The 18395-nt window shown below is 71.9% G+C and carries 15 protein-coding genes; 12 read left to right on the forward strand and 3 right to left on the reverse strand.

Annotated features, from left to right (window positions below; genetic code table 11):
* Positions 1-49: 49 nt before the first annotated feature.
* Positions 50-778, reverse strand: a complete 729-nt coding sequence (locus ACIBNE_RS08860) for a response regulator transcription factor (RefSeq protein WP_399270767.1) — start codon at positions 776-778, stop codon at positions 50-52.
* Positions 775-2019, reverse strand: coding sequence for an ATP-binding protein (locus ACIBNE_RS08865; RefSeq protein WP_399270768.1), 1245 nt, complete (start codon positions 2017-2019; stop codon positions 775-777). Before ACIBNE_RS08865 ends, ACIBNE_RS08860 begins: the two co-directional genes overlap by 4 nt.
* Positions 2020-2119: 100 nt before the next feature.
* On the opposite strand from ACIBNE_RS08865, the gene ACIBNE_RS08870 reads away from it, so the two are divergent.
* A complete protein-coding gene (locus ACIBNE_RS08870; RefSeq protein WP_399270769.1) occupies positions 2120-3271 on the forward strand; it encodes a sensor histidine kinase in 1152 nt (383 codons plus the stop codon).
* 152 nt (positions 3272-3423) lie between these two features.
* On the opposite strand, the gene ACIBNE_RS08875 is transcribed toward ACIBNE_RS08870, so the two are convergent.
* Positions 3424-4431, reverse strand: a complete 1008-nt coding sequence (locus tag ACIBNE_RS08875) for a rod shape-determining protein (protein WP_399270770.1) — start codon at positions 4429-4431, stop codon at positions 3424-3426.
* Positions 4432-4531: 100 nt separating this feature from the next.
* On the opposite strand from ACIBNE_RS08875, the gene ACIBNE_RS08880 reads away from it, so the two are divergent.
* The 11 genes from ACIBNE_RS08880 to ACIBNE_RS08930 all read left to right on the forward strand — a co-directional run bounded on the left by ACIBNE_RS08880 (position 4532) and on the right by ACIBNE_RS08930 (position 18362).
* Positions 4532-6046 carry a bifunctional folylpolyglutamate synthase/dihydrofolate synthase gene (locus tag ACIBNE_RS08880; RefSeq protein ID WP_399270771.1) on the forward strand — a complete coding sequence of 505 codons (1515 nt, stop codon included), beginning with the start codon at positions 4532-4534 and terminating at the stop codon, positions 6044-6046.
* A gap of 5 nt (positions 6047-6051) precedes the next feature.
* Positions 6052-6390: a DUF4233 domain-containing protein gene (locus ACIBNE_RS08885; RefSeq protein WP_399270772.1), complete on the forward strand. Its 339-nt coding sequence runs from the start codon at positions 6052-6054 to the stop codon at positions 6388-6390.
* Positions 6391-6484: 94 nt separating this feature from the next.
* On the forward strand, positions 6485-6898 hold the full coding sequence (gene ndk / locus ACIBNE_RS08890) for a nucleoside-diphosphate kinase (protein WP_399270773.1): 414 nt from the start codon (positions 6485-6487) through the stop codon (positions 6896-6898).
* Positions 6899-7233: 335 nt separating this feature from the next.
* Positions 7234-8253 carry a rod shape-determining protein gene (locus tag ACIBNE_RS08895; protein ID WP_399270774.1) on the forward strand — a complete coding sequence of 340 codons (1020 nt, stop codon included), beginning with the start codon at positions 7234-7236 and terminating at the stop codon, positions 8251-8253.
* A 141-nt stretch (positions 8254-8394) separates the two neighbouring features.
* Positions 8395-9339, forward strand: a complete 945-nt coding sequence (gene mreC / locus ACIBNE_RS08900; RefSeq protein WP_399270775.1) for a rod shape-determining protein MreC — start codon at positions 8395-8397, stop codon at positions 9337-9339.
* A gap of 16 nt (positions 9340-9355) precedes the next feature.
* Entirely contained in the window at positions 9356-10012 is a 657-nt protein-coding gene (gene mreD, locus ACIBNE_RS08905) for a rod shape-determining protein MreD (protein WP_399270776.1), read from the forward strand.
* A complete protein-coding gene (gene mrdA, locus ACIBNE_RS08910; protein WP_399270777.1) occupies positions 10009-12192 on the forward strand; it encodes a penicillin-binding protein 2 in 2184 nt (727 codons plus the stop codon). The genes mreD and mrdA overlap by 4 nt, the downstream gene beginning before the upstream one ends.
* Positions 12192-13385: a rod shape-determining protein RodA gene (gene rodA / locus ACIBNE_RS08915; protein ID WP_399270778.1), complete on the forward strand. Its 1194-nt coding sequence runs from the start codon at positions 12192-12194 to the stop codon at positions 13383-13385. The genes mrdA and rodA overlap by 1 nt, the downstream gene beginning before the upstream one ends.
* Before the next feature lie 39 nt (positions 13386-13424).
* On the forward strand, positions 13425-14936 hold the full coding sequence (locus tag ACIBNE_RS08920; protein ID WP_399270779.1) for a CHAD domain-containing protein: 1512 nt from the start codon (positions 13425-13427) through the stop codon (positions 14934-14936).
* Positions 14937-15228: 292 nt separating this feature from the next.
* The gene (locus tag ACIBNE_RS08925) at positions 15229-17190 is read left to right on the forward strand and encodes a TIGR03960 family B12-binding radical SAM protein (RefSeq protein WP_399270780.1); all 1962 of its coding nucleotides are present in this window, start codon (positions 15229-15231) and stop codon (positions 17188-17190) included.
* A gap of 389 nt (positions 17191-17579) precedes the next feature.
* A complete protein-coding gene (locus ACIBNE_RS08930) occupies positions 17580-18362 on the forward strand; it encodes a TIGR03936 family radical SAM-associated protein (RefSeq protein ID WP_399270781.1) in 783 nt (260 codons plus the stop codon).
* The last annotated feature ends 33 nt before the right edge of the window (positions 18363-18395 follow it).

Consider the following 18395-nt stretch of genomic DNA (forward strand, 5'->3'; position numbering starts at 1 on the left):
GTTGCCGAACGGTTGCCGGGCCGCCCGTACGCCCGGAACGGGACCTTGGTCAGGGACTTTGGTCGGGGCCCTGCCAGGGTCCTTGGTCCGCACCGGGCCGGGACTTGTAGCGGTAGCCCAGTCCGCGTACGGCCTCCAGCGGGTCGGACGCCGGGTCGGCCTCGTCCACCTGGAGCTTGCGGCGCAGCCGCAGCACGGCGAACTTCACCCGGTCCCTGCCGCTGGCGTCCGGGTCGTCCCACACCTGGTCGAGCAGGCGCGCGGTGGTGACGACCCGGCCCCGGTTGCGGACCAGCACCTGGAGCAGCCGGTACTCGATGTCGCTGAGCCGGATCTCGCGGCCCCGCCACACCACCGTGCGCCGCTCGGGCACCAGCCGCAGCCCCTCCTCGACGAAGTGCCCGGCCCACTGGGCGGGGCCGCAGCGGCGCAGCAGCGCCTCGACGCGGGCCAGCAGCTCGGTGTTGTCGAAGGGCTTCACCAGGTAGTCGTCGGCGCCCGCGCGCAGCCCGCGCACCCGGTCGGCGCTCTCGCCGAGGCCGGAGACGATCAGCACGGGCAGGTCGGTGAGGTCGCGGACGCGGTCCAGGACGTCCCAGCCGTCGAGCCCCGGCAGCACGAGGTCGAGCAGGACCAGCGCGGGCCGGTCGGCGAAGAGCCTGCGCAGCCCCTCGCGCCCGTCGGCGGCGAGGCTCACCTCGTACCCGGCGCGGGTGAGCAGGAACCGCAGGGCCAGCGCGAGGTCGGGGTCGTCCTCGACGACGAGCAGTCGGGTCATGCCGTGGAGTCCCGGGATTCCCGCGGTTCCCGGCGCTCCCTGCTCCGCCGCGGCTCCCTGGCCTCCGCCGGGACCGCCGCGCTGAACGGCAGCCGCATCGTGAAGACGCTCCCGACGCCCTCCTTGCTGCGTACGCACAGGGAGCCGCCGTGCAGCCGGACGGCGTCCTGGGCGGTGCTGAGGCCCAGGCCCGTGCCGGGGTACTCCGAGCGGCGCGCGTTGGAGGCCCGTACGAACGGCTCGAAGACGGTCTCCTGGAACTCGACGGGGATGCCGATGCCGTCGTCCGCCACGACGACCTCCCACTGGCCGGTCGGCAGTGGTCTCGCGGTGATCTCCACGGAGCCGTCCCGCGGGGTGTACTTCACGGCGTTGCTGACCAGCGCGGTGACCGCGTCCTCCAGCAGGTCCTCGTCGCCGACGGGTTCGGGGCCCTCCTCGCAGCTCACGGAGACGAAGGGGGCGGGGGAGCCGGCGCTGCGGCCCAGGGCGTGCAGCGCGACGCGGGTCACCAGCGCGGGCACGGAGAACGGCGCGAAGACCGCGAGGGGCCTCGCGTGGTCGTCGGCGAAGGTGTGCAGCAGTCCGTCGAGGGCGTCCCGCAGGCGCCGGGCGTTGCGGTGGATCGCGGTGAGGAAGTCGCTCTGGTCGGTGGTGAGGGGGCCGGTCGCCGGGTCCAGGAGGAGGTCGCAGAAGCTGAGGACGGTGGCGAGCGGGGTGCGCAGCTCGTGCAGGGTGCGGGCGGTGAAGGTGGCGCGCTCGCGGGCCAGGTCGCCGAGCACGCCGGCGTGGTGGCGCAGCTCGTCCTCGTACGCCTGCCGGTCGGTGATGTCCTCCAGGAGCCAGAGGTGGCCCAGCAGCGTGCCGTCGGGGGCGCCGCCGAGCCGGACGGGGCTGAGGTGGCGGCGGAGCATCCGGCCGTCGCGGACGCGGTACTCGGCGAGCCGGGAGACCTGGGACCTGGCGGTGGCGGTCCGTTTGAGGCTCTGCCGGTAGAGCTCGACCATCTCGCCGCTGTGGGGGAGGTGGTGTGCGACCAGATGGGCGACGAGCGGGTCGGTCGGTGCGCCGTACGAGGTGTCGACGGCGCCGTCCAGTCCGAACAGCTGGGTGAACCGGCGGTTCACCGCGACGACGCGCAGATCGGGCGAGACGATCAGCGCGCCCTCGGGCATCGCTTCGAGGGTCGCGGTGAGCAGCCGCAGCTGTTCCTGGGAGAGCGGACCTTGAGCACCGGGCATACAACAGTTAAACCAGAGTGAACAGGAAAGTGCCTGATATCACGCGCTATGGGTCTTAAGTGAGTTCGATAGGGGTCAAAAGCCCTGGATGATGGGAAGCATGCCGCACGTCCCCGCACCCCTCGCGCTCCGCACGGCCGTGCGGGCTGTCCGGCTGCGGGTGGACCGCTGGGCCGGTGAGCCCCGCGCCCTCGACGTGCTCACGGCGGTCAGCTGCTTCGCGCTGATGGGCCTGGACATCCCCGGCCTCGCCCGCGCGGACAACTCCCTCACCGGCATCACCGCCACGCTCACCCTCGCGGTGGGCTCGGCGACGCTGCTGGTGCGGCGCGCGGTGCCGTGGGTGCCGTACCTGGTCGCGCTGGTCTTCCTCGGATGGCTGCACGAGCTGACGCTGATCCAGTTCGCGCTCTACTCGCTGGGCCGCTACCGGGGGCGCACCGCGGGCAGCGTCGCCACCGTGCTGTACGTCGCCGTGGCCTACGGCTTCTACCTCACGCCGGGCTGGCCGCCGCACCGGGGCGAGTCGCTGAGCGACTTCCTCAGCCTGGTGGTGCCCATCGGGGTCCTCGCGGCGGGCGTCGGCATAGCGGCCAACCGGCAGGACCTGGTGCGCGAGCTGGCGGCGCAGCGCGCGGAGACCGTGGCGCTCCAGGCCGTGCAGGACGAGCGGGTCTCGGTCGCCCGTGACGTCCACGACTTCGTCGGCCGCGAGCTGTCCGGGCTGGCCATCAGCGCCGAGGTGCTGGTGCGCAGGGCGCGCGGCACGGCGGGGGAGCGGGACCTGGAGGAGCTGGCGGAGACCGCGCGGCGGGCGCACCTGATGCTCAACGAGACGATCGTGCAGCGGGGCAGCGGGTCGACGCCCGGCCTCGAAGGGCTGGACGAGCTGGCCGAGCGCAACGAGCGCATGGGCAGTCCCGTCGACCTGAAGGTCGACGACGCGGCGTACGGCCTTTCGCCGCTGCGGCAGGCGGCGGTCCACCGGGTGGTCCAGGAGTGCCTGACGAACGCGGCGAAGCACGCGCCGGGGGAGCGGGTGTCGGTGTCCATCGCCGTGGACGGCGGCCACCTGCGCATCGAGGCGCGCAACGCCCTGCCCCGGGCGGCGCCGCCGCACGTGCCGGTGTCCAGCGGGACGGGGATGCTGTCGATGCGGGAGCGGGTGGAGAGCCAGCGCGGGACGCTGCTCGCGGGCGCGGCGGATGGCGTGTACGTGGTGGTCGCCACGCTCCCCACGGGCCTCCCGTAGGGGGCGGTCCCTGCGGGGCGGGGATGGGCTGGTCGCGCAGTTCCCCGCGCCCCTTCAGGAGCGCGGGGAACTGCGCGAGGGTGGGGCAGATGCCGCGCGTACCCACCGGCCCCGCGCAGCGGAACCCGCACCGAACCCCGCCCCCGCGCCCCTCAGGACGCGCGCAGCGCCTTCGTCAGCGTGTCGTACTCCTCCGCGCACTTCCCCGACCCCAGCGCCACGCAGTCCAGCGGATCGTCCGCCACGAACACCGGGATCCCCGTCCCCGACGCGAGGCGCAGGTCGAGCCCCGGCAGCAGCGCGCCCCCGCCCGTCAGGACGATGCCGTGCTCCATCACGTCGCCCGACAGCTCGGGCGGGCAGTCCTCCAGCGTGGCCCGCACCGCCGAGACGATCGCCTCCACCGGCTCGTCGAGCGCCCCCCGCACCTCCGCCACCGTCAGCGCCAGCGTCTTCGGCAGGCCCGCGACCTTCTCCCGGCCCCGTACGGTGAACGTCCGCTCCGCCGGCTCCGCGTCCCCCGGCACGGGCCACGCCGAGCCGATCGCGATCTTGATGTCCTCCGCGGTGCGCTCCCCGATGAGCAGCCCGTGCTCCCGGCGCACGTACTCCGTGATCGCGGAGTCGAAGCGGTCCCCGCCCACCCGCAGCGACCGCGACGTGACGATCCCGCCCAGCGAGATCACCGCGACCTCGGTCGTGCCGCCGCCGATGTCGACCACCATCGAGCCGCGCGGGTCCGAGACCGGCAGCCCCGCCCCGATCGCCGCCGCCATCGGCTCCTCGATCAGGTGGACGGCCCGCGCCCCCGCGCTCTTCGCCGCGTGCACGATGGCCCGCCGCTCCACCGGAGTGATCCCGCTCGGCACGCACACCACCATCCGGGTGCGCGGGCGCCGCCCCGGCACCGCCTTGCGCACGAAGTGCCGCAGCATCTCCTCGGCGGCCTCGTAGTCGCTGATCACCCCGTCGCGCAGCGGCCGGATCGCGGTGATCGAGCCGGGCGTGCGGCCGATGGTCTCCTTGGCCTCCGTGCCGACCGCCAGCGCCGTGCCCCGGCCCTCCTCGACGGCGACCACGGACGGCTCGTTGAGCACGATGCCCCGGCCGCGGGCGTAGAGCAGGGTGTTGGCGGTCCCGAGATCGATGCCTATGTCCATGATCGCCAAGTCTGCCGGGGAGCGTCCGGCCGCGGTGCGCCGAAAGTCCCGAACCGGGCGGGTCGAAGGTCCTGTCGGTGGTCCTACGTAGACTGGTCCCGTGAGTGACCTCCCCCCGCACGACGACCGCGCGTCCGACGACGCTTTCGACGACATCGTGGACGCCGAGACCGACCGCGATCCCGACCTCGCCGTGATCGAGGCGGGCAGCCGCACCCTGCGCGCCCGCTCGGGCCCCCCGCAGGCCGACGCCGTCCCGGCCCGCCCCGCCGACCCCGAGGTCGACCGCGCGCTGCGCGCCGTGGAGCAGGAGCTCGCGGGCCGCTGGGGCGAGACCAAGCTGGAGCCCTCGGTCGCCAGGATCGCGGCGCTGATGGACGTGCTGGGCGAGCCCCAGAAGGCGTACCCCTCGATCCACATCACGGGGACGAACGGCAAGACGTCCACGGCCCGCATGGTCGAGAGCCTGCTCGGCGCGTTCGAGCTGCGCACCGGGCGGTACACCTCGCCGCACGTCCAGTCGATCACCGAGCGCATCAGCCTGGACGGCGCCCCGATCCCCGCCGAGCGGTTCGTCGAGACGTACGAGGACGTCAAGGCGTACGTCGAGATGGTCGACGCCGCGCAGGAGTACCGGCTCTCCTTCTTCGAGGTCCTGACCGCCATGGCGTACGCGGCCTTCGCCGACGCCCCGGTGGACGTCGCGGTGGTCGAGGTCGGCATGGGCGGCAGCTGGGACGCGACCAACGTCATCGACGGCTCGGTGGCCGTCGTCACCCCCATCTCGCTGGACCACACGGACCGCCTGGGCAACACGCCGGCCGAGATCGCGGGCGAGAAGTCCGGGATCATCAAGCAGGGCGCGACGGTCATCCTGGCCCAGCAGCCGGTCGACGCGGCGCAGGTGATGCTGAAGAAGGCCGTCGAGGTCGACGCGACGGTCGCCCGCGAGGGCATGGAGTTCGGCGTCGTCTCGCGCGAGGTCGCCGTCGGCGGCCAGCTGCTGACGCTGCGCGGCCTCGGCGGGGAGTACGAGGAGGTCTTCCTCCCGCTGTACGGCGCCCACCAGGCGCACAACGCGGCGGTGGCGCTCGCCGCGGTCGAGGCGTTCTTCGGGATCGGCGCGGAGCACGCCAGGCCGCTGGACGTCGACACGGTCCGCAAGGCGTTCGCGTCCGTCACCTCGCCCGGCCGCCTGGAGGTCGTGCGCCGCTCGCCGACCGTCGTGCTGGACGCCGCGCACAACCCGGCGGGCGCGCTGGTGACCGCCGCGGGCATCCAGGAGGCGTTCGACTTCTCGCGCCTCATCGGGGTCGTGGGCGCGAGCGACGACAAGGACGTGCGCGGGCTGCTCGAAGCGTTCGAGCCGGTCTTCGCGGAGATCGTCGTCACGCAGAACTCCAGCCACCGCGCGATGGACGCGGACGCACTGGCCGCGGTCGCCGTCGAGGTCTTCGGCGACGAGCGGGTGGTCGTCGAGCCGCGCCTGGACGACGCGCTGGAGGCGGCGATCACGCTCGCGGAGGAAGAGGCGGAGTACGCCGGGGCGGGCGTCCTGGTGACCGGCTCGATCATCACGGTGGGCGAGGCGCGCCTGCTGCTCGGGAGGGGTTGATCCGCATGCGCACGCTCTGCGCTTCCACCTTGATCGGCGAGTTCTTCGTGATCGGCTTCGCGGGGCTCGTCGCGATGAAGTCCGACGACCTCACGCAGGCGACGGTGTGGACGGTGTGCGGGGTGGCGATGCTGCTCTCGGTGCTGCTCTGCGGCGTGATCACCCGTCCCGGGGGCGTCCAGCTGGGCTGGGCGCTGCAGATCGCGCTGGTCGCGGCGGGGTTCGTGGTGCCGATCATGTTCTTCCTCGGGCTGGTCTTCGGGGGGCTGTGGTGGGCCTCGGTCCACTACGGACGCAAGGTCGACGAGGCGAAGGCCCGCTGGGCGGCGCGGGCGGAGGCGTAACCCTCCCGGCCCGCCGCGGGCGGACCCCCCTGCCCCAGGTACCCTCAGTCGCACCGCGATTCCGCACCGCACCACACCCTAGGGAGCCCGCACCGTGAGCCAGCGCACGCTCGTCCTGCTCAAGCCCGACGCCGTACGCCGAGGCCTGATCGGCGAGATCATCGGCCGCATCGAGCGCAAGGCGAACTGGACCCTCTCCGCGCTGGAGCTGCGCTCCCTCTCCCAGGAGACCCTGGAGCAGCACTACGGCGAGCACAAGGGCAAGCCCTTCTACGAGCCGCTGATGGAGTTCATGGGCTCCGGCCCCGTCGTCGCGCTCGTCGTCGAGGGCGAGCGCGTCATCGAGGGCGTCCGCACCCTCGCGGGCCCGACCGACCCGATCGCGGCCACCCCCGGTTCGATCCGCGGCGACTTCGGCACCATCGTCCGCGAGAACCTCATTCACGCCTCGGACTCCGAGGAGTCCGCCGAGCGCGAGCTCAAGATCTTCTTCCCCGGCCTCGTCTGACCTTTCACCACGTCAGCCGAATAGCGTCGGCCACCCTGGGGCGACCGAATTAATTCGGTCGCCCTTCGGCATATGGATGCCGAAGTCGGGAACGCATCCCCCCGACACAACGTCACCACTAGTGGAACGGGTACCTGTTCCGCCCACAATGGCGGAGGACCCTCGCGCGTGGTCGCGCAGGCGGCACTACGATGGAAGCCTCCGGTCCGGACCGGGCCGCACAGGTCCGCGACACTCGGTCCAAGACGCTCCAAGACACCCACATCGCCTGCCAAACAAGCCATTACCGCTTCACTTGGAAGGCCCGACGCATCCTTATGGGGAACAGGAACTCAATGTCGTTCATCGGCCGTGACATGGCTGTCGACCTCGGGACCGCCAACACGCTGGTGTACGTCAGGGGTCGCGGGATCGTCCTCAACGAACCGTCCGTCGTCGCCATCAACACCAACACCGGCGGCATTCTCGCCGTCGGTTCCGAGGCGAAGAAGATGATCGGGCGCACGCCCGGCAACATCGTCGCCGTGCGTCCGCTCAAGGACGGCGTGATCGCCGACTTCGAGATCACCGAGCGGATGCTCCGCTACTTCATCCTGAAGATCCACAAGCGCCGTTACCTGGCCCGCCCGCGCGTCGTCGTCTGCGTGCCCTCCGGCATCACCGGCGTCGAGCGCCGCGCGGTCATCGAGGCGTCCACCCAGGCAGGCGCCCGTCAGGTGCACATCATCGAGGAGCCCATGGCGGCCGCGATCGGCTCCGGGCTCCCGGTCCACGAGGCGACCGGCAACATGGTCGTGGACATCGGCGGCGGCACCACCGAGGTCGCCGTGATCTCGCTCGGCGGCATCGTCACCGCCCAGTCCATCCGCGTCGCGGGCGACGAGCTGGACAACGCGATCATCCAGCACATCAAGAAGGAGTACAGCCTCCTCCTCGGTGAGCGCACCGCCGAGCAGATCAAGATCACGATCGGCTCCGCGTACGACATGGACCAGGACGAGCACACCGAGATCCGCGGCCGCGACCTGGTCTCCGGGCTGCCCAAGACCGTCGTGATCTCCGCCGCCGAGGTCCGCAAGGCCATCGAGGAGCCGGTCAACGCCATCGTCGACGCGGTGAAGACCACGCTCGACAAGTGCCCGCCGGAGCTGTCCGGCGACGTCATGGACCGCGGCATCGTCCTCACCGGCGGCGGCGCCCTGCTGCGCGGCCTCGACGAGCGGCTGCGCCGCGAGACCGGCATGCCGATCCACATCGCCGAGGACCCGCTGGACTCCGTCGCGCTCGGCTCCGGCAAGTGCGTCGAGGAGTTCGAGGCGCTCCAGCAGGTGCTGGACGCCCAGCCCCGCAGATAACGCGCGCATTCGATCCGCCGTACGGGGCTGCCAACCCGTACGGCGGATCGTTGACATACAGGGACGTGCGCCCGCGTGCGCACCGACACACACAGACGTACAGACCGAGAAATTCCTACGAGGAAGGCACGGCCGCCGCACGTGAGGGACACACGAGAGAGCCGGCTGCTCCTGGTGCTGCTGATCGCCATCGCGTTCGCACTGATCACGGTGGACATCCGAGGCGGGGAGGAGTCACCGGTCGACGGCGCCAGGCAGGCCGCCGCCACCGTCTTCGGCCCCGTCGAGAACGGCGTCGCGGCCGCCGTGGACCCGATCGGCAACGCCGTCGGTGCCGTACGCGACTCCGGCGAGCGCCACGACCGCATCGCCGGGCTCGAACGCGAGAACGCCGCCCTCAAGGCGAAGCTCGGCAGCGACGACCGCAACCGCAGCCGGGTCCGCGCGCTCGACTCCATGCTCCAGAAGGCCGGCGCGGGGCAGTACGAGATCAAGGCCGCCGAGGTCGTCGCCATAGGAGCGGCCCAGGGCTTCTCCTGGACCGTCACCATCGACGCGGGCTCCGCCGACGGCATCAAGCGCGACATGACCGTCATCAACGGCGAAGGGCTCGTCGGCCGGGTCACCACCGTCGGCCCTTCGACCGCCACCGTCCTGCTCGCCAACGACCCCGACTTCACCGTCGGCACGCGCATGGAGAAGACCGACGAACTCGGCTTCGCCACCGGCCAGGGCGACCGGCCGCTCTCCGTGGAGATGCTCAACGGCAAGGCCAAGGTGAAGCCGGGCGACCGGCTGGTCACCTTCGGCTCGCAGAACGGCAGGCCGTTCGTGCCCGGCGTCCCCGTCGGCGAGGTCGTCCGCGTCGACCCCTCGGGCGGCGCGCTCACCCGCGACATCTACGTCCGCCCGTACGTCGGCTTCACCAAGCTCGACATCGTCGGCGTCGTCGTCCAGGCCCCCCGCGAGAACCCCCGCGACTCCGTCCTGCCGCCCAAGCCCGCCAAGCCGAAGCCCGCACCGACCGTCACGGTCACGGTGACGCCCGAGCCCGAAGACCGGTTCGGCCGGAACGACCAGCAGTAGGAGCTGATCCGCCGTCATGCGCTTCAACCGGATGCTGCTCTCCACGGCCCTCGTCGTGGTCGCCCTGGTCATCCAGGTGTCCGTGCTCGCCCGCCTCCAACTCCCCGGCGCCGTACCCGACCTGCTCCTGCTGGTCGTCCTCGGCCTCGCCTTCGTGTACGGGCACGTCGGCGGCGCCCTCATCGGATTCGGCGCGGGACTCCTCGCCGACCTCGCCCCGCCCGCCGACCACGCCGCGGGCCGCTACGCGCTGGTCCTCTGCGTCATCGGCTACCTCGCCGGACTCGTCCGCCCCGAGAACGGCCGGCTCAAGTCCGCGACGGGCCCCATGGCCGTGGTCGTGGCCGCCGCCATCGGCTCCACCCTGCTCTACGCCCTCGTCGGCGCCCTCGTCGGCGACACCGCCGCCCGGCACGTCGGCATCGGCTCGCTGCTGCTCACCGCGGCCGTCTACGACCTGCTGCTGGCGCCCTTCACGGTGCCGCTGATCATGGCGCTGGCCAGACGCACCGAGAACGACCCGCTCGCCGACACCAGCGGCGATGTCGACGTGTCGTCCCGCTGGCTCTCCGCCTCCGGCACCGGGCTGCGCATCGGCAGCCAGCGCGGCGGGATGCGCGTGAAGACCGCCAAGTCCCGCGTCGGACGCATCAAGGGAGTGAAGCGCCTGTGAGCAACATCCCCGAGACGGGCCGGACGCCCCGCGTCCGGATCCGGCTCGTGATCATCCAGGTGCTGGTCTTCTCGCTGCTGCTCACGCTCGGCGGACGCCTGTGGTACCTCCAGATCCGCAACGGCCAGGAGTACACCGACGAGGCCAAGAACAACCACGTCCAGCAGGTCGTCCAGCCCGCCGTCCGGGGCTCCATCCTGGACGCCAGGGGCGTGCCGCTCGCCGACAACCACACCCAGCTCGTCGTCTCGGCCTCCCGCACCGAGCTGATGAAGATGAAGGACGACGGCAAGGGCGTCCTCACCCGGCTCGCCGGGGTGCTCGGGCTGACGCCCAAGGAGGTCATGGACAAGGTCCGCCTCTGCGACTCCAAGACCCCGCAGCCCTGCTGGAACGGCTCGCCCTACCAGCCGATCCCCGTCACCGACGAGGCCACCACCCAGCAGGCCCTGCAGATCCGCGAGCGCGCCGAGGACTTCCCCGGCATCACCGCCGAGCCCACCGCCGTGCGCCGCTACACCGCGCCCGGCAAGGCCAACACCGCCCAGGTGCTCGGCTACCTCTCGCCCGTCACCGACGACGAGATCACCAAGGCCCAGCACACCGACTCGCCCTACCTCCGCTCCGACCAGGTCGGCCGCTCGGGCCTGGAGCGCACCTACGACAAGCAGCTGCGCGGCAAGGCGGGCGTCACCCGCTACGAGGTCGACAACCTCGGCCGCGTGCTCGGCGAGGCCGCCAGCGACAAGGCCGAGCCCGGCGCCAACCTCGTCACCTCCATCGACGCCCGCGTCCAGGCCGTCGCCGAGTACGAGCTGAACCAGGCCATGAAGAAGGCCCGCGACGAGTTCGACGACAACACGGGCCGCAACTACAAGGCCGACTCCGGCGCCGTCGTCGTCATGGAGGCGAAGACCGGCCGCGTCGTCGCCATGGCCTCGCTGCCCAACTACGACCCCAACGCCTGGGTCGGCGGCATCTCCGGCAAGGACTACGCCAAGCTCACCGGCAAGAGCTCCAACTACCCGCTGCTCAACCGCGCCATCCAGGGCCAGGCGGCCCCCGGCTCGATCTTCAAGGTCATCCCGACGGCCGCCGCCGTCAACGCCGGGTACGACTTCAACGGCCGCTACCCCTGCCCCTCCTCGTACTCCATCGGCGGCCAGGTCTTCAAGAACTTCGAGTCCCAGGGCCACGGCAACATCACCCTCGGCGGGGCCCTCGAAGTCTCCTGCGACACCGTCTACTACGCGCTGGCCCACCAGCAGTGGCAGAAGGACGGCGGCAACAAGCCGAAGAAGGACGCCAAGGACTGGTTCTACAAGACCGCCCACCAGTTCGGCCTCGGCAAGGAGACCGGCATCGACCTCCCCAACGAGGTCTCGGGCCGCGTCCCCGACCGCCAGTGGAAGGAGCGGTTCTGGGAGGCCAACAAGGACGGCTGGTGCAAGCAGGGCAAGAAGGACGGCGACTACGTCGAGAAGATCGCGTACGAGAACTGCCTCGAAGGCATGAAGATGCGCGCCGGTGACTCCGTCAACTACTCCATCGGCCAGGGCGACACCCTCGTCACCCCCATCCAGATGGCCACCATCTACGCCGCCATCTCCAACGGCGGCACCCTCTACAACCCCACGGTCGGCAAGGCGATCGTCAGCGCCGACGGCAAGAAGGTCAGGGAGATCGCGCCCACGTCGCACGGCAGGCTGCCGATGAACGAGGCCACCCACGACCTGATAGAGGAAGCGCTCGCGGGCGTCGCCACCCGCGGCACCGCCGCCTGGCGCTTCGGCGGCTGGCCGCAGGAGAAGATCCCGATGCACGCCAAGACGGGTACGGCCGAGGTCTACGGCAAGCAGACGACCTCCTGGTTCGCCACCTACACCAAGGACTACTCGATCGTCATGACGATCTCCCAGGGCGGTACGGGCTCCGGCGCGTCCGGCCCCGCGGTGCGCAACATCTACGACGCCCTCTACGGCCTCGACGACGCGGGCAACCAGGACCTCAAGCGCGCCCTGCTGCCGCGGCCGCAGAAGGCCCTGCCGACGATCGAGGCCGACGGCTCGATCGACGCCCCGGTCATCAAGCCGTACGACCCCAAGAGCCAGCAGGTCCCCGAGAAGCAGGGCGGCAACCAGCCCCTGGCCGGACCCCCACCCACCTGGAGGCGTGACTGATGGCCGGCGGATTCTCCGTCTCGCGCTACGCCCCCCAGCGCTCCTCCTGGTCCCGGCTGACCGCCCGCGACTCCACGCTGCGCAGGCTCGACTGGCCGCTGCTCGCCTCGGCGCTCGCCCTCTCGGGCATCGGCGCGCTGCTCGTCTGGTCGGCGACCAGGAACCGCGACACGCTCAACAACGGCGACCCGTACTACTTCCTCTTCCGCCACGTCCTCAACACCGGCATCGGCCTCGCGCTGATGATCGGCACGATCTGGCTCGGCCACCGCACCCTGCGCGGCGCGGTGCCGATCCTCTACGGACTCTCGGTCCTGCTGGTCCTCACGGTCCTCACCCCGCTCGGCGCGACCATCAACGGCGCGCACGCGTGGATCGTGGTCGGCGGCGGGTTCTCCCTCCAGCCCTCCGAGTTCACCAAGATCACGATCATCCTCGGGATGGCGATGCTGCTCGCCGCCCGGGTCGACGCGGGCGACCAGCTCCACCCCGACCACCGCACGGTGGCCAAGTCGCTCGGCCTGGCCGCGCTGCCCATAGCGATCATCATGCTGATGCCGGACCTCGGCTCGGTCATGGTGATAGCGATGATCGTGCTCGGCGTGCTGCTGGCCTCCGGCGCCTCCAACCGCTGGGTGCTCGGCCTGATCGGCGCGGGCGTGCTCGGCGCGGTGCTCGTCACGGTCCTCGGCCTCCTCGACGAGTACCAGATCAACCGCTTCGCCGCCTTCGCCAACCCCGAGCTCGACCCGGCGGGCGTCGGCTACAACACCAACCAGGCGCGCATCGCGATCGGCTCCGGCGGACTGACCGGCACCGGACTCTTCAAGGGCTCCCAGACCACCGGACAGTTCGTCCCCGAACAGCAGACCGACTTCGTCTTCACCGTCGCGGGCGAGGAGCTGGGCTTCCTCGGCGCGGGCCTCATCCTGGTGCTCCTCGGCGTCGTCCTGTGGCGCGCCTGCCGCATCGCCCGCGAGACCACCGAGCTGTACGGCACGGTCGTCGCCGCCGGGATCATCGCCTGGTTCGCCTTCCAGGCGTTCGAGAACATCGGCATGACGCTCGGCATCATGCCGGTCGCGGGACTGCCCCTGCCCTTCGTCAGCTACGGCGGCTCCTCGATGTTCGCCGTATGGGTGGCGATCGGACTGCTCCAGTCGATCAGGGTGCAGCGACCGATAGCGGCCTGACCCCTGCACATCCGCCCTCCGGCCGTCTAGATTCACGTCATGGCGGAGACGAAGCGCGAGATCGAGCGGAAATACGAAGCCAACACCGCGACCCGGCTGCCCGACCTCACCAAGGTGGCCGGGGTCGCGTCCGTCGTCGACAAGGGCGTCGTCGACCTGGACGCGACCTACTACGACACGGCGGGCCTGCGCCTCGCCGCCGACTCCATCACCCTGCGCCGCAGAACCGGCGGCGCCGACGCGGGCTGGCACCTCAAGCTCCCCGTCGCCCCCGGCGTGCGCGACGAGGTGCGCGCCCCCCTCGGCACCACCCTGCCGCGCGGCCTCGCCGGACTCGTCCGCTCCCGGCTGCTCGGCGACGAGGTCGTCCCCGTCATGCGGCTGCGCTCCTCGCGCGACGTCCGCCACCTCGTCGACGAGGACGGCAGGCTGCTGGCCGAGCTGAGCCTGGACACCGTGCGCGCCGAGAACCTCGCGGCCCCGGACGCCGCCGACGGGGCCGCCTCCTGGACCGAGATCGAGGTCGAGCTGGCCGACGACGTCGACCCCGCGTTCCTCGACCGCGTCGAGAAGCGGCTGCGCAAGGCGGGCGTACGGCCCTCGGGCTCCGAGTCCAAACTGGGCCGCGCGCTCCACGAGACCGGGCTGCACCCCGTGCCGCGCGTGCGCCGCGCCGGGCGGCCCCGCACCGCCGGCGACCACGTCGTCGCCTACCTCGCCGAGCAGGTCGCCGCCCTGACCGAGCTGGACCCCGCCGTCCGCCGCGACCTGCCCGACTCCGTCCACCAGATGCGCGTCGCCACCCGCAGGCTGCGCAGCGCCTTCCGCACGTACGAGAAGGTCCTCGACCGGGGCGTCACCGACCCGCTGGGCGAGGAGCTGAAGTGGCTCGCGGGCGAGCTGGGCGTGGACCGGGACCAGGAGGTGCTGACCGCGCGGCTCCGGGGCCGGGTCGCGGAGCTGCCCCGCACCCTGCTGCTCGGCCCGGTCAGGGGCCGCCTGCGGATCTGGTCCACCGCCCGGCGCTCGGGCTCGCGCCGCAGGACGGTCGCGGTGCTCGACAGCAAGCGGTACCTGGAGATCCTGCGGGCGCTGGACGCGCTGCTCGCGGACCCGCCGCTGCTGCGGGGCGCGTCCGGGGCGCCGGAGAAGACCCTGACGAAGGCCGTCGTGCGCGACTACGAGCGGCTCGCGGGCCGCGTCGAGCACGCGCTGGCCCTGTCGCCGGGCCAGGAGCGGGACCTCGCCCTGCACGACGCCCGCAAGGCCGCGAAGCGCGCGCGGTACGCGGGGGAGGCGGCGCGGGCCGCGCTCGGCGGGCCCGCGAAGGGGTTCGCCAAGGCGATGAAGTCCGTCCAGCAGGTGCTGGGCGACCACCAGGACAGCGTGGTGGCGCGCGAGGCGCTGCGGGGGCTGGCGGTCCAGGCGCACGCGGCGGGGGAGTCGGCGTTCACCTGGGGGCTGCTGTACGGGCGGGAGGAGCGCGCGGCGGCGGAGCGGGAGCGTGAGCTGCCGGAAGTCTGGGAGGGCGCGCGCGGGGCGCGCCTCTGAGGGGGTCAGGGGCGGCTGGTGCCCTGCGGGCCGGGTGGTGGGCCGGTCGCGCGGTTCCCCGCGCTCCTGGGCGGTCCGCCGTACCCGGCACGTTCCGCACGGGCGCCCCGTCAGGGGCGCGGGGAACCGCGCGAGAGCGGGGCACGCGCCGCGCGTCCCACCGGCCCCGAGGGCGGGCCGGCCACCGGGCGGACGACGCCCACGGCCCCCGCCGCACCGCGCGATGCAAGGGACGGCGCTCGACCGGGTTACGCTGAATAGTCGTCCCCCCGTCAGCCACGAAGGTCCGGAGATGTCTGCCGAATCGGTCTTCCCACAGCTCGAAGCGCTGCTCCCGCATGTGCAGAAGCCCATCCAGTACGTGGGCGGAGAGCTGAACTCCACCGTCAAGCCGTGGGACGAGTGCGACGTCCGCTGGGCGCTCATGTACCCCGACGCGTACGAGGTGGGCCTGCCCAACCAGGGCGTCATGATCCTCTACGAGGTACTGAACGAGCGCGAGGGCGTCCTCGCCGAGCGCACGTACAGCGTCTGGCCCGACCTCGAAGCGCTGATGCGCGAGCACGCGGTGCCGCAGTTCACCGTGGACACGCACCGTCCCGTGGGCGCCTTCGACGTCTTCGGGCTCAGCTTCTCCACCGAGCTGGGCTACACCAACATGCTCACGGCCCTGGACCTCGCGGGCATCCCGCTGGAGTCCAAGGACCGCGGGCTCGACGACCCGATCGTCCTCGCGGGCGGCCACGCGGCCTTCAACCCCGAGCCGATCGCGGACTTCATCGACGCGGCGATCATCGGCGACGGCGAGCAGGCCGTGCTCGACATGACCGAGATCATCCGCGGCTGGAAGGCCGAGGGCCGCCCCGGCGGGCGCGAGGAAGTGCTCTTCCGCCTCGCGAGGACCGGCAGCGTCTACATCCCGGCGTTCTACGACGTCGAGTACCTGCCCGACGGCCGCATCGGCCGCGTCGTGCCCAACAAGTCCGGCGTGCCGTGGCGCGTGTCCAAGCACACCGTCATGGACCTCGACGAGTGGCCCTACCCCAAGCAGCCCCTCGTCCCGCTCGCGGAGACCGTCCACGAGCGCATGTCCGTCGAGATCTTCCGCGGCTGCACCCGCGGCTGCCGCTTCTGCCAGGCCGGCATGATCACGCGCCCCGTGCGGGAGCGAAGCATCACCGGCATCGGCGAGATGGTGGACAAGGGCCTCAAGGCGACGGGCTTCGAGGAGGTCGGCCTGCTCTCGCTGTCGAGCGCCGACCACACCGAGATCGGCGACATCGCCAAGGGCCTCGCGGACCGGTACGAAGAGGACAAGATCGGCCTCTCGCTGCCGTCCACCCGCGTGGACGCCTTCAACGTCGACCTCGCCAACGAGCTGACCCGCAACGGCCGCCGCTCGGGCCTCACCTTCGCCCCCGAGGGCGGCAGCGAGCGCATGCGCAAGGTCATCAACAAGATGGTCAGCGAAGAAGACCTGATCCGCACCGTCGCCACCGCGTACGGCAACGGCTGGCGCCAGGTCAAGCTGTACTTCATGTGCGGCCTGCCCACCGAGACCGACGAGGACGTCCTCCAGATCGGCGACATGGCGGTCAACGTGATCGCCAAGGGCCGCGAGGTCTCCGGCCAGAACGACATCCGCTGCACGGTGTCGATCGGCGGCTTCGTGCCCAAGCCGCACACCCCCTTCCAGTGGGCCCCGCAGCTCTCCGCCGAGGAGACCGACGCCCGTCTGGAGAAGCTGCGCGACAAGATCCGCGGCGACAAGAAGTACGGCCGCTCCATCGGCTTCCGCTACCACGACGGCAAGCCCGGCATCGTCGAGGGCCTGCTCTCGCGCGGCGACCGCCGCGTCGGCTCCGTCATCCGCGCGGTCTACGAGGACGGCGGCCGCTTCGACGGCTGGCGCGAGCACTTCAGCTACGACCGCTGGATGGCCTGCGCCGAGAAGGCGCTGCCCTCCTTCGGCGTGGACGTCGACTGGTACACCACCCGTGAGCGCACCTACGAGGAGGTCCTGCCCTGGGACCACCTCGACTCCGGTCTCGACAAGGACTGGCTCTGGGAGGACTGGCAGGACGCCCTCGACGAGACCGAGGTCGACGACTGCCGCTGGACCCCGTGCTTCGACTGCGGCGTGTGCCCCCAGATGGACACGTCCATCCAGATCGGCCCCACGGGCAAGAAGCTGCTCCCGCTGACGGTCAAGAACGCGGCCCCGGCGCCCGCCACGAGCGGTCACGCCCACTAACCGCCCGTTCGCGTCCCGGACCGCTGGCCCCTTCCCGCTCGGGGAAGGGGCCAGCGGCGTTCGGGGAGGCGGCGGGAACGCGCCGGGCCCGTCGGAGAGTTCACCTGTCCGGCCCCGCCGCGACGCCCGGCACGCACTCGTCAAAGGACCCCGGCAGGCGGTGCCCGTGGAACCGCGACGGGCCGAGGCGCGTACTCTGGGTGGTAGAGCCACTGTCCCAGGCGCGGCGCCCGCACCCGAGATCTCCCTGCGCGAGCAGGTGCGAGCCGGGCGGCACCCCCAGGGACGGTCACCAGTTTCGAGGGCGGCGCGCCACCGCGCCCGCCCCGCACCGAGGAGAAGAACCCCTGGGCAAGCGACAGCCCGAAGGCCCGCCGCCCGCACCTGCGGTGCAGCGCATCCGACTGCGCTACACCAAGCGCGGCCGCCTCCGGTTCACCAGCCACCGTGACTTCCAGCGCGCGTTCGAGCGCGCCCTGCGGCGTGCCGAGGTGCCCATGGCCTACTCGGCCGGCTTCACCCCGCACCCCAAGGTGTCGTACGCCAACGCCGCCCCCACCGGTACCGGCTCCGAGGCCGAGTACCTGGAGATCGCGCTCACCGCGAGCCGCGACCCCGAGACCCTGCGGGCCCTGCTCGACGAGTCGCTGCCCACCGGGCTCGACATCGTCGACGCCGTCGAGGCGCGCACGTCGGGACTCGCCGACCGCCTCCAGGCCTCCGTCTGGGAGCTGCGCCTCGAAGGCGTGCCCGTCGAGGACGCCGAGAAGGCCGTGTCGACGTTCCTCGCGGCCGAGGCCGTCGAGGTCCAGCGCAAGACCAAGAACGGCATCCGCACCTTCGACTGCCGGGGTGCCGTCGCCGACCTGTGGGCAGCGGAATCCGCAGCTGATAGGCCGGGCGTCGGGGCCTGTGCGATACTGCGCCTGGTTGTTCGGCATCTGACACCTGCCGTACGACCCGACGACGTCCTGTCCGGTCTCCGAGCTGTGGCCGACCTGGCGCCGCCGGTCCCCGCAGCGGTGACCAGGCTGGCGCAGGGGCTCTTCGACGAGGAGTCCGGCACGGTGACCGACCCGCTCGCGCCCGACCGCGAGGCGACCGAGGCAGCTTCACCCACAGCAGCCGCGGCCGCCGCCGCGAAGGCGCCCGAAGGGGCGGCGTCCGCGTAGGGCAGTCGTTGTTGGCGCAGCCCTCGTATCCGG

Source organism: Streptomyces sp. NPDC050504 (genome assembly GCF_044458065.1).
In the GTDB taxonomy this organism is placed as follows: domain Bacteria; phylum Actinomycetota; class Actinomycetes; order Streptomycetales; family Streptomycetaceae; genus Streptomyces.

What these genes read in the sequence shown, in the direction of transcription:
- ACIBNE_RS08860 (WP_399270767.1), bottom strand. Translation starts at nt 778, where the DNA reads ATGACCCGACTGCTCGTCGTCGAGGACGACCCCGACCTCGCGCTGGCC.
- ACIBNE_RS08865 (WP_399270768.1), bottom strand. Translation starts at nt 2,019, where the DNA reads ATGCCCGGTGCTCAAGGTCCGCTCTCCCAGGAACAGCTGCGGCTGCTC.
- ACIBNE_RS08870 (WP_399270769.1), top strand. Translation starts at nt 2,120, where the DNA reads ATGCCGCACGTCCCCGCACCCCTCGCGCTCCGCACGGCCGTGCGGGCT.
- ACIBNE_RS08875 (WP_399270770.1), bottom strand. Translation starts at nt 4,431, where the DNA reads ATGGACATAGGCATCGATCTCGGGACCGCCAACACCCTGCTCTACGCC.
- ACIBNE_RS08885 (WP_399270772.1), top strand. Translation starts at nt 6,052, where the DNA reads ATGCGCACGCTCTGCGCTTCCACCTTGATCGGCGAGTTCTTCGTGATC.
- ACIBNE_RS08895 (WP_399270774.1), top strand. Translation starts at nt 7,234, where the DNA reads ATGTCGTTCATCGGCCGTGACATGGCTGTCGACCTCGGGACCGCCAAC.
- mreD (WP_399270776.1), top strand. Translation starts at nt 9,356, where the DNA reads ATGCGCTTCAACCGGATGCTGCTCTCCACGGCCCTCGTCGTGGTCGCC.
- rodA (WP_399270778.1), top strand. Translation starts at nt 12,192, where the DNA reads ATGGCCGGCGGATTCTCCGTCTCGCGCTACGCCCCCCAGCGCTCCTCC.
- ACIBNE_RS08920 (WP_399270779.1), top strand. Translation starts at nt 13,425, where the DNA reads ATGGCGGAGACGAAGCGCGAGATCGAGCGGAAATACGAAGCCAACACC.
- ACIBNE_RS08925 (WP_399270780.1), top strand. Translation starts at nt 15,229, where the DNA reads ATGTCTGCCGAATCGGTCTTCCCACAGCTCGAAGCGCTGCTCCCGCAT.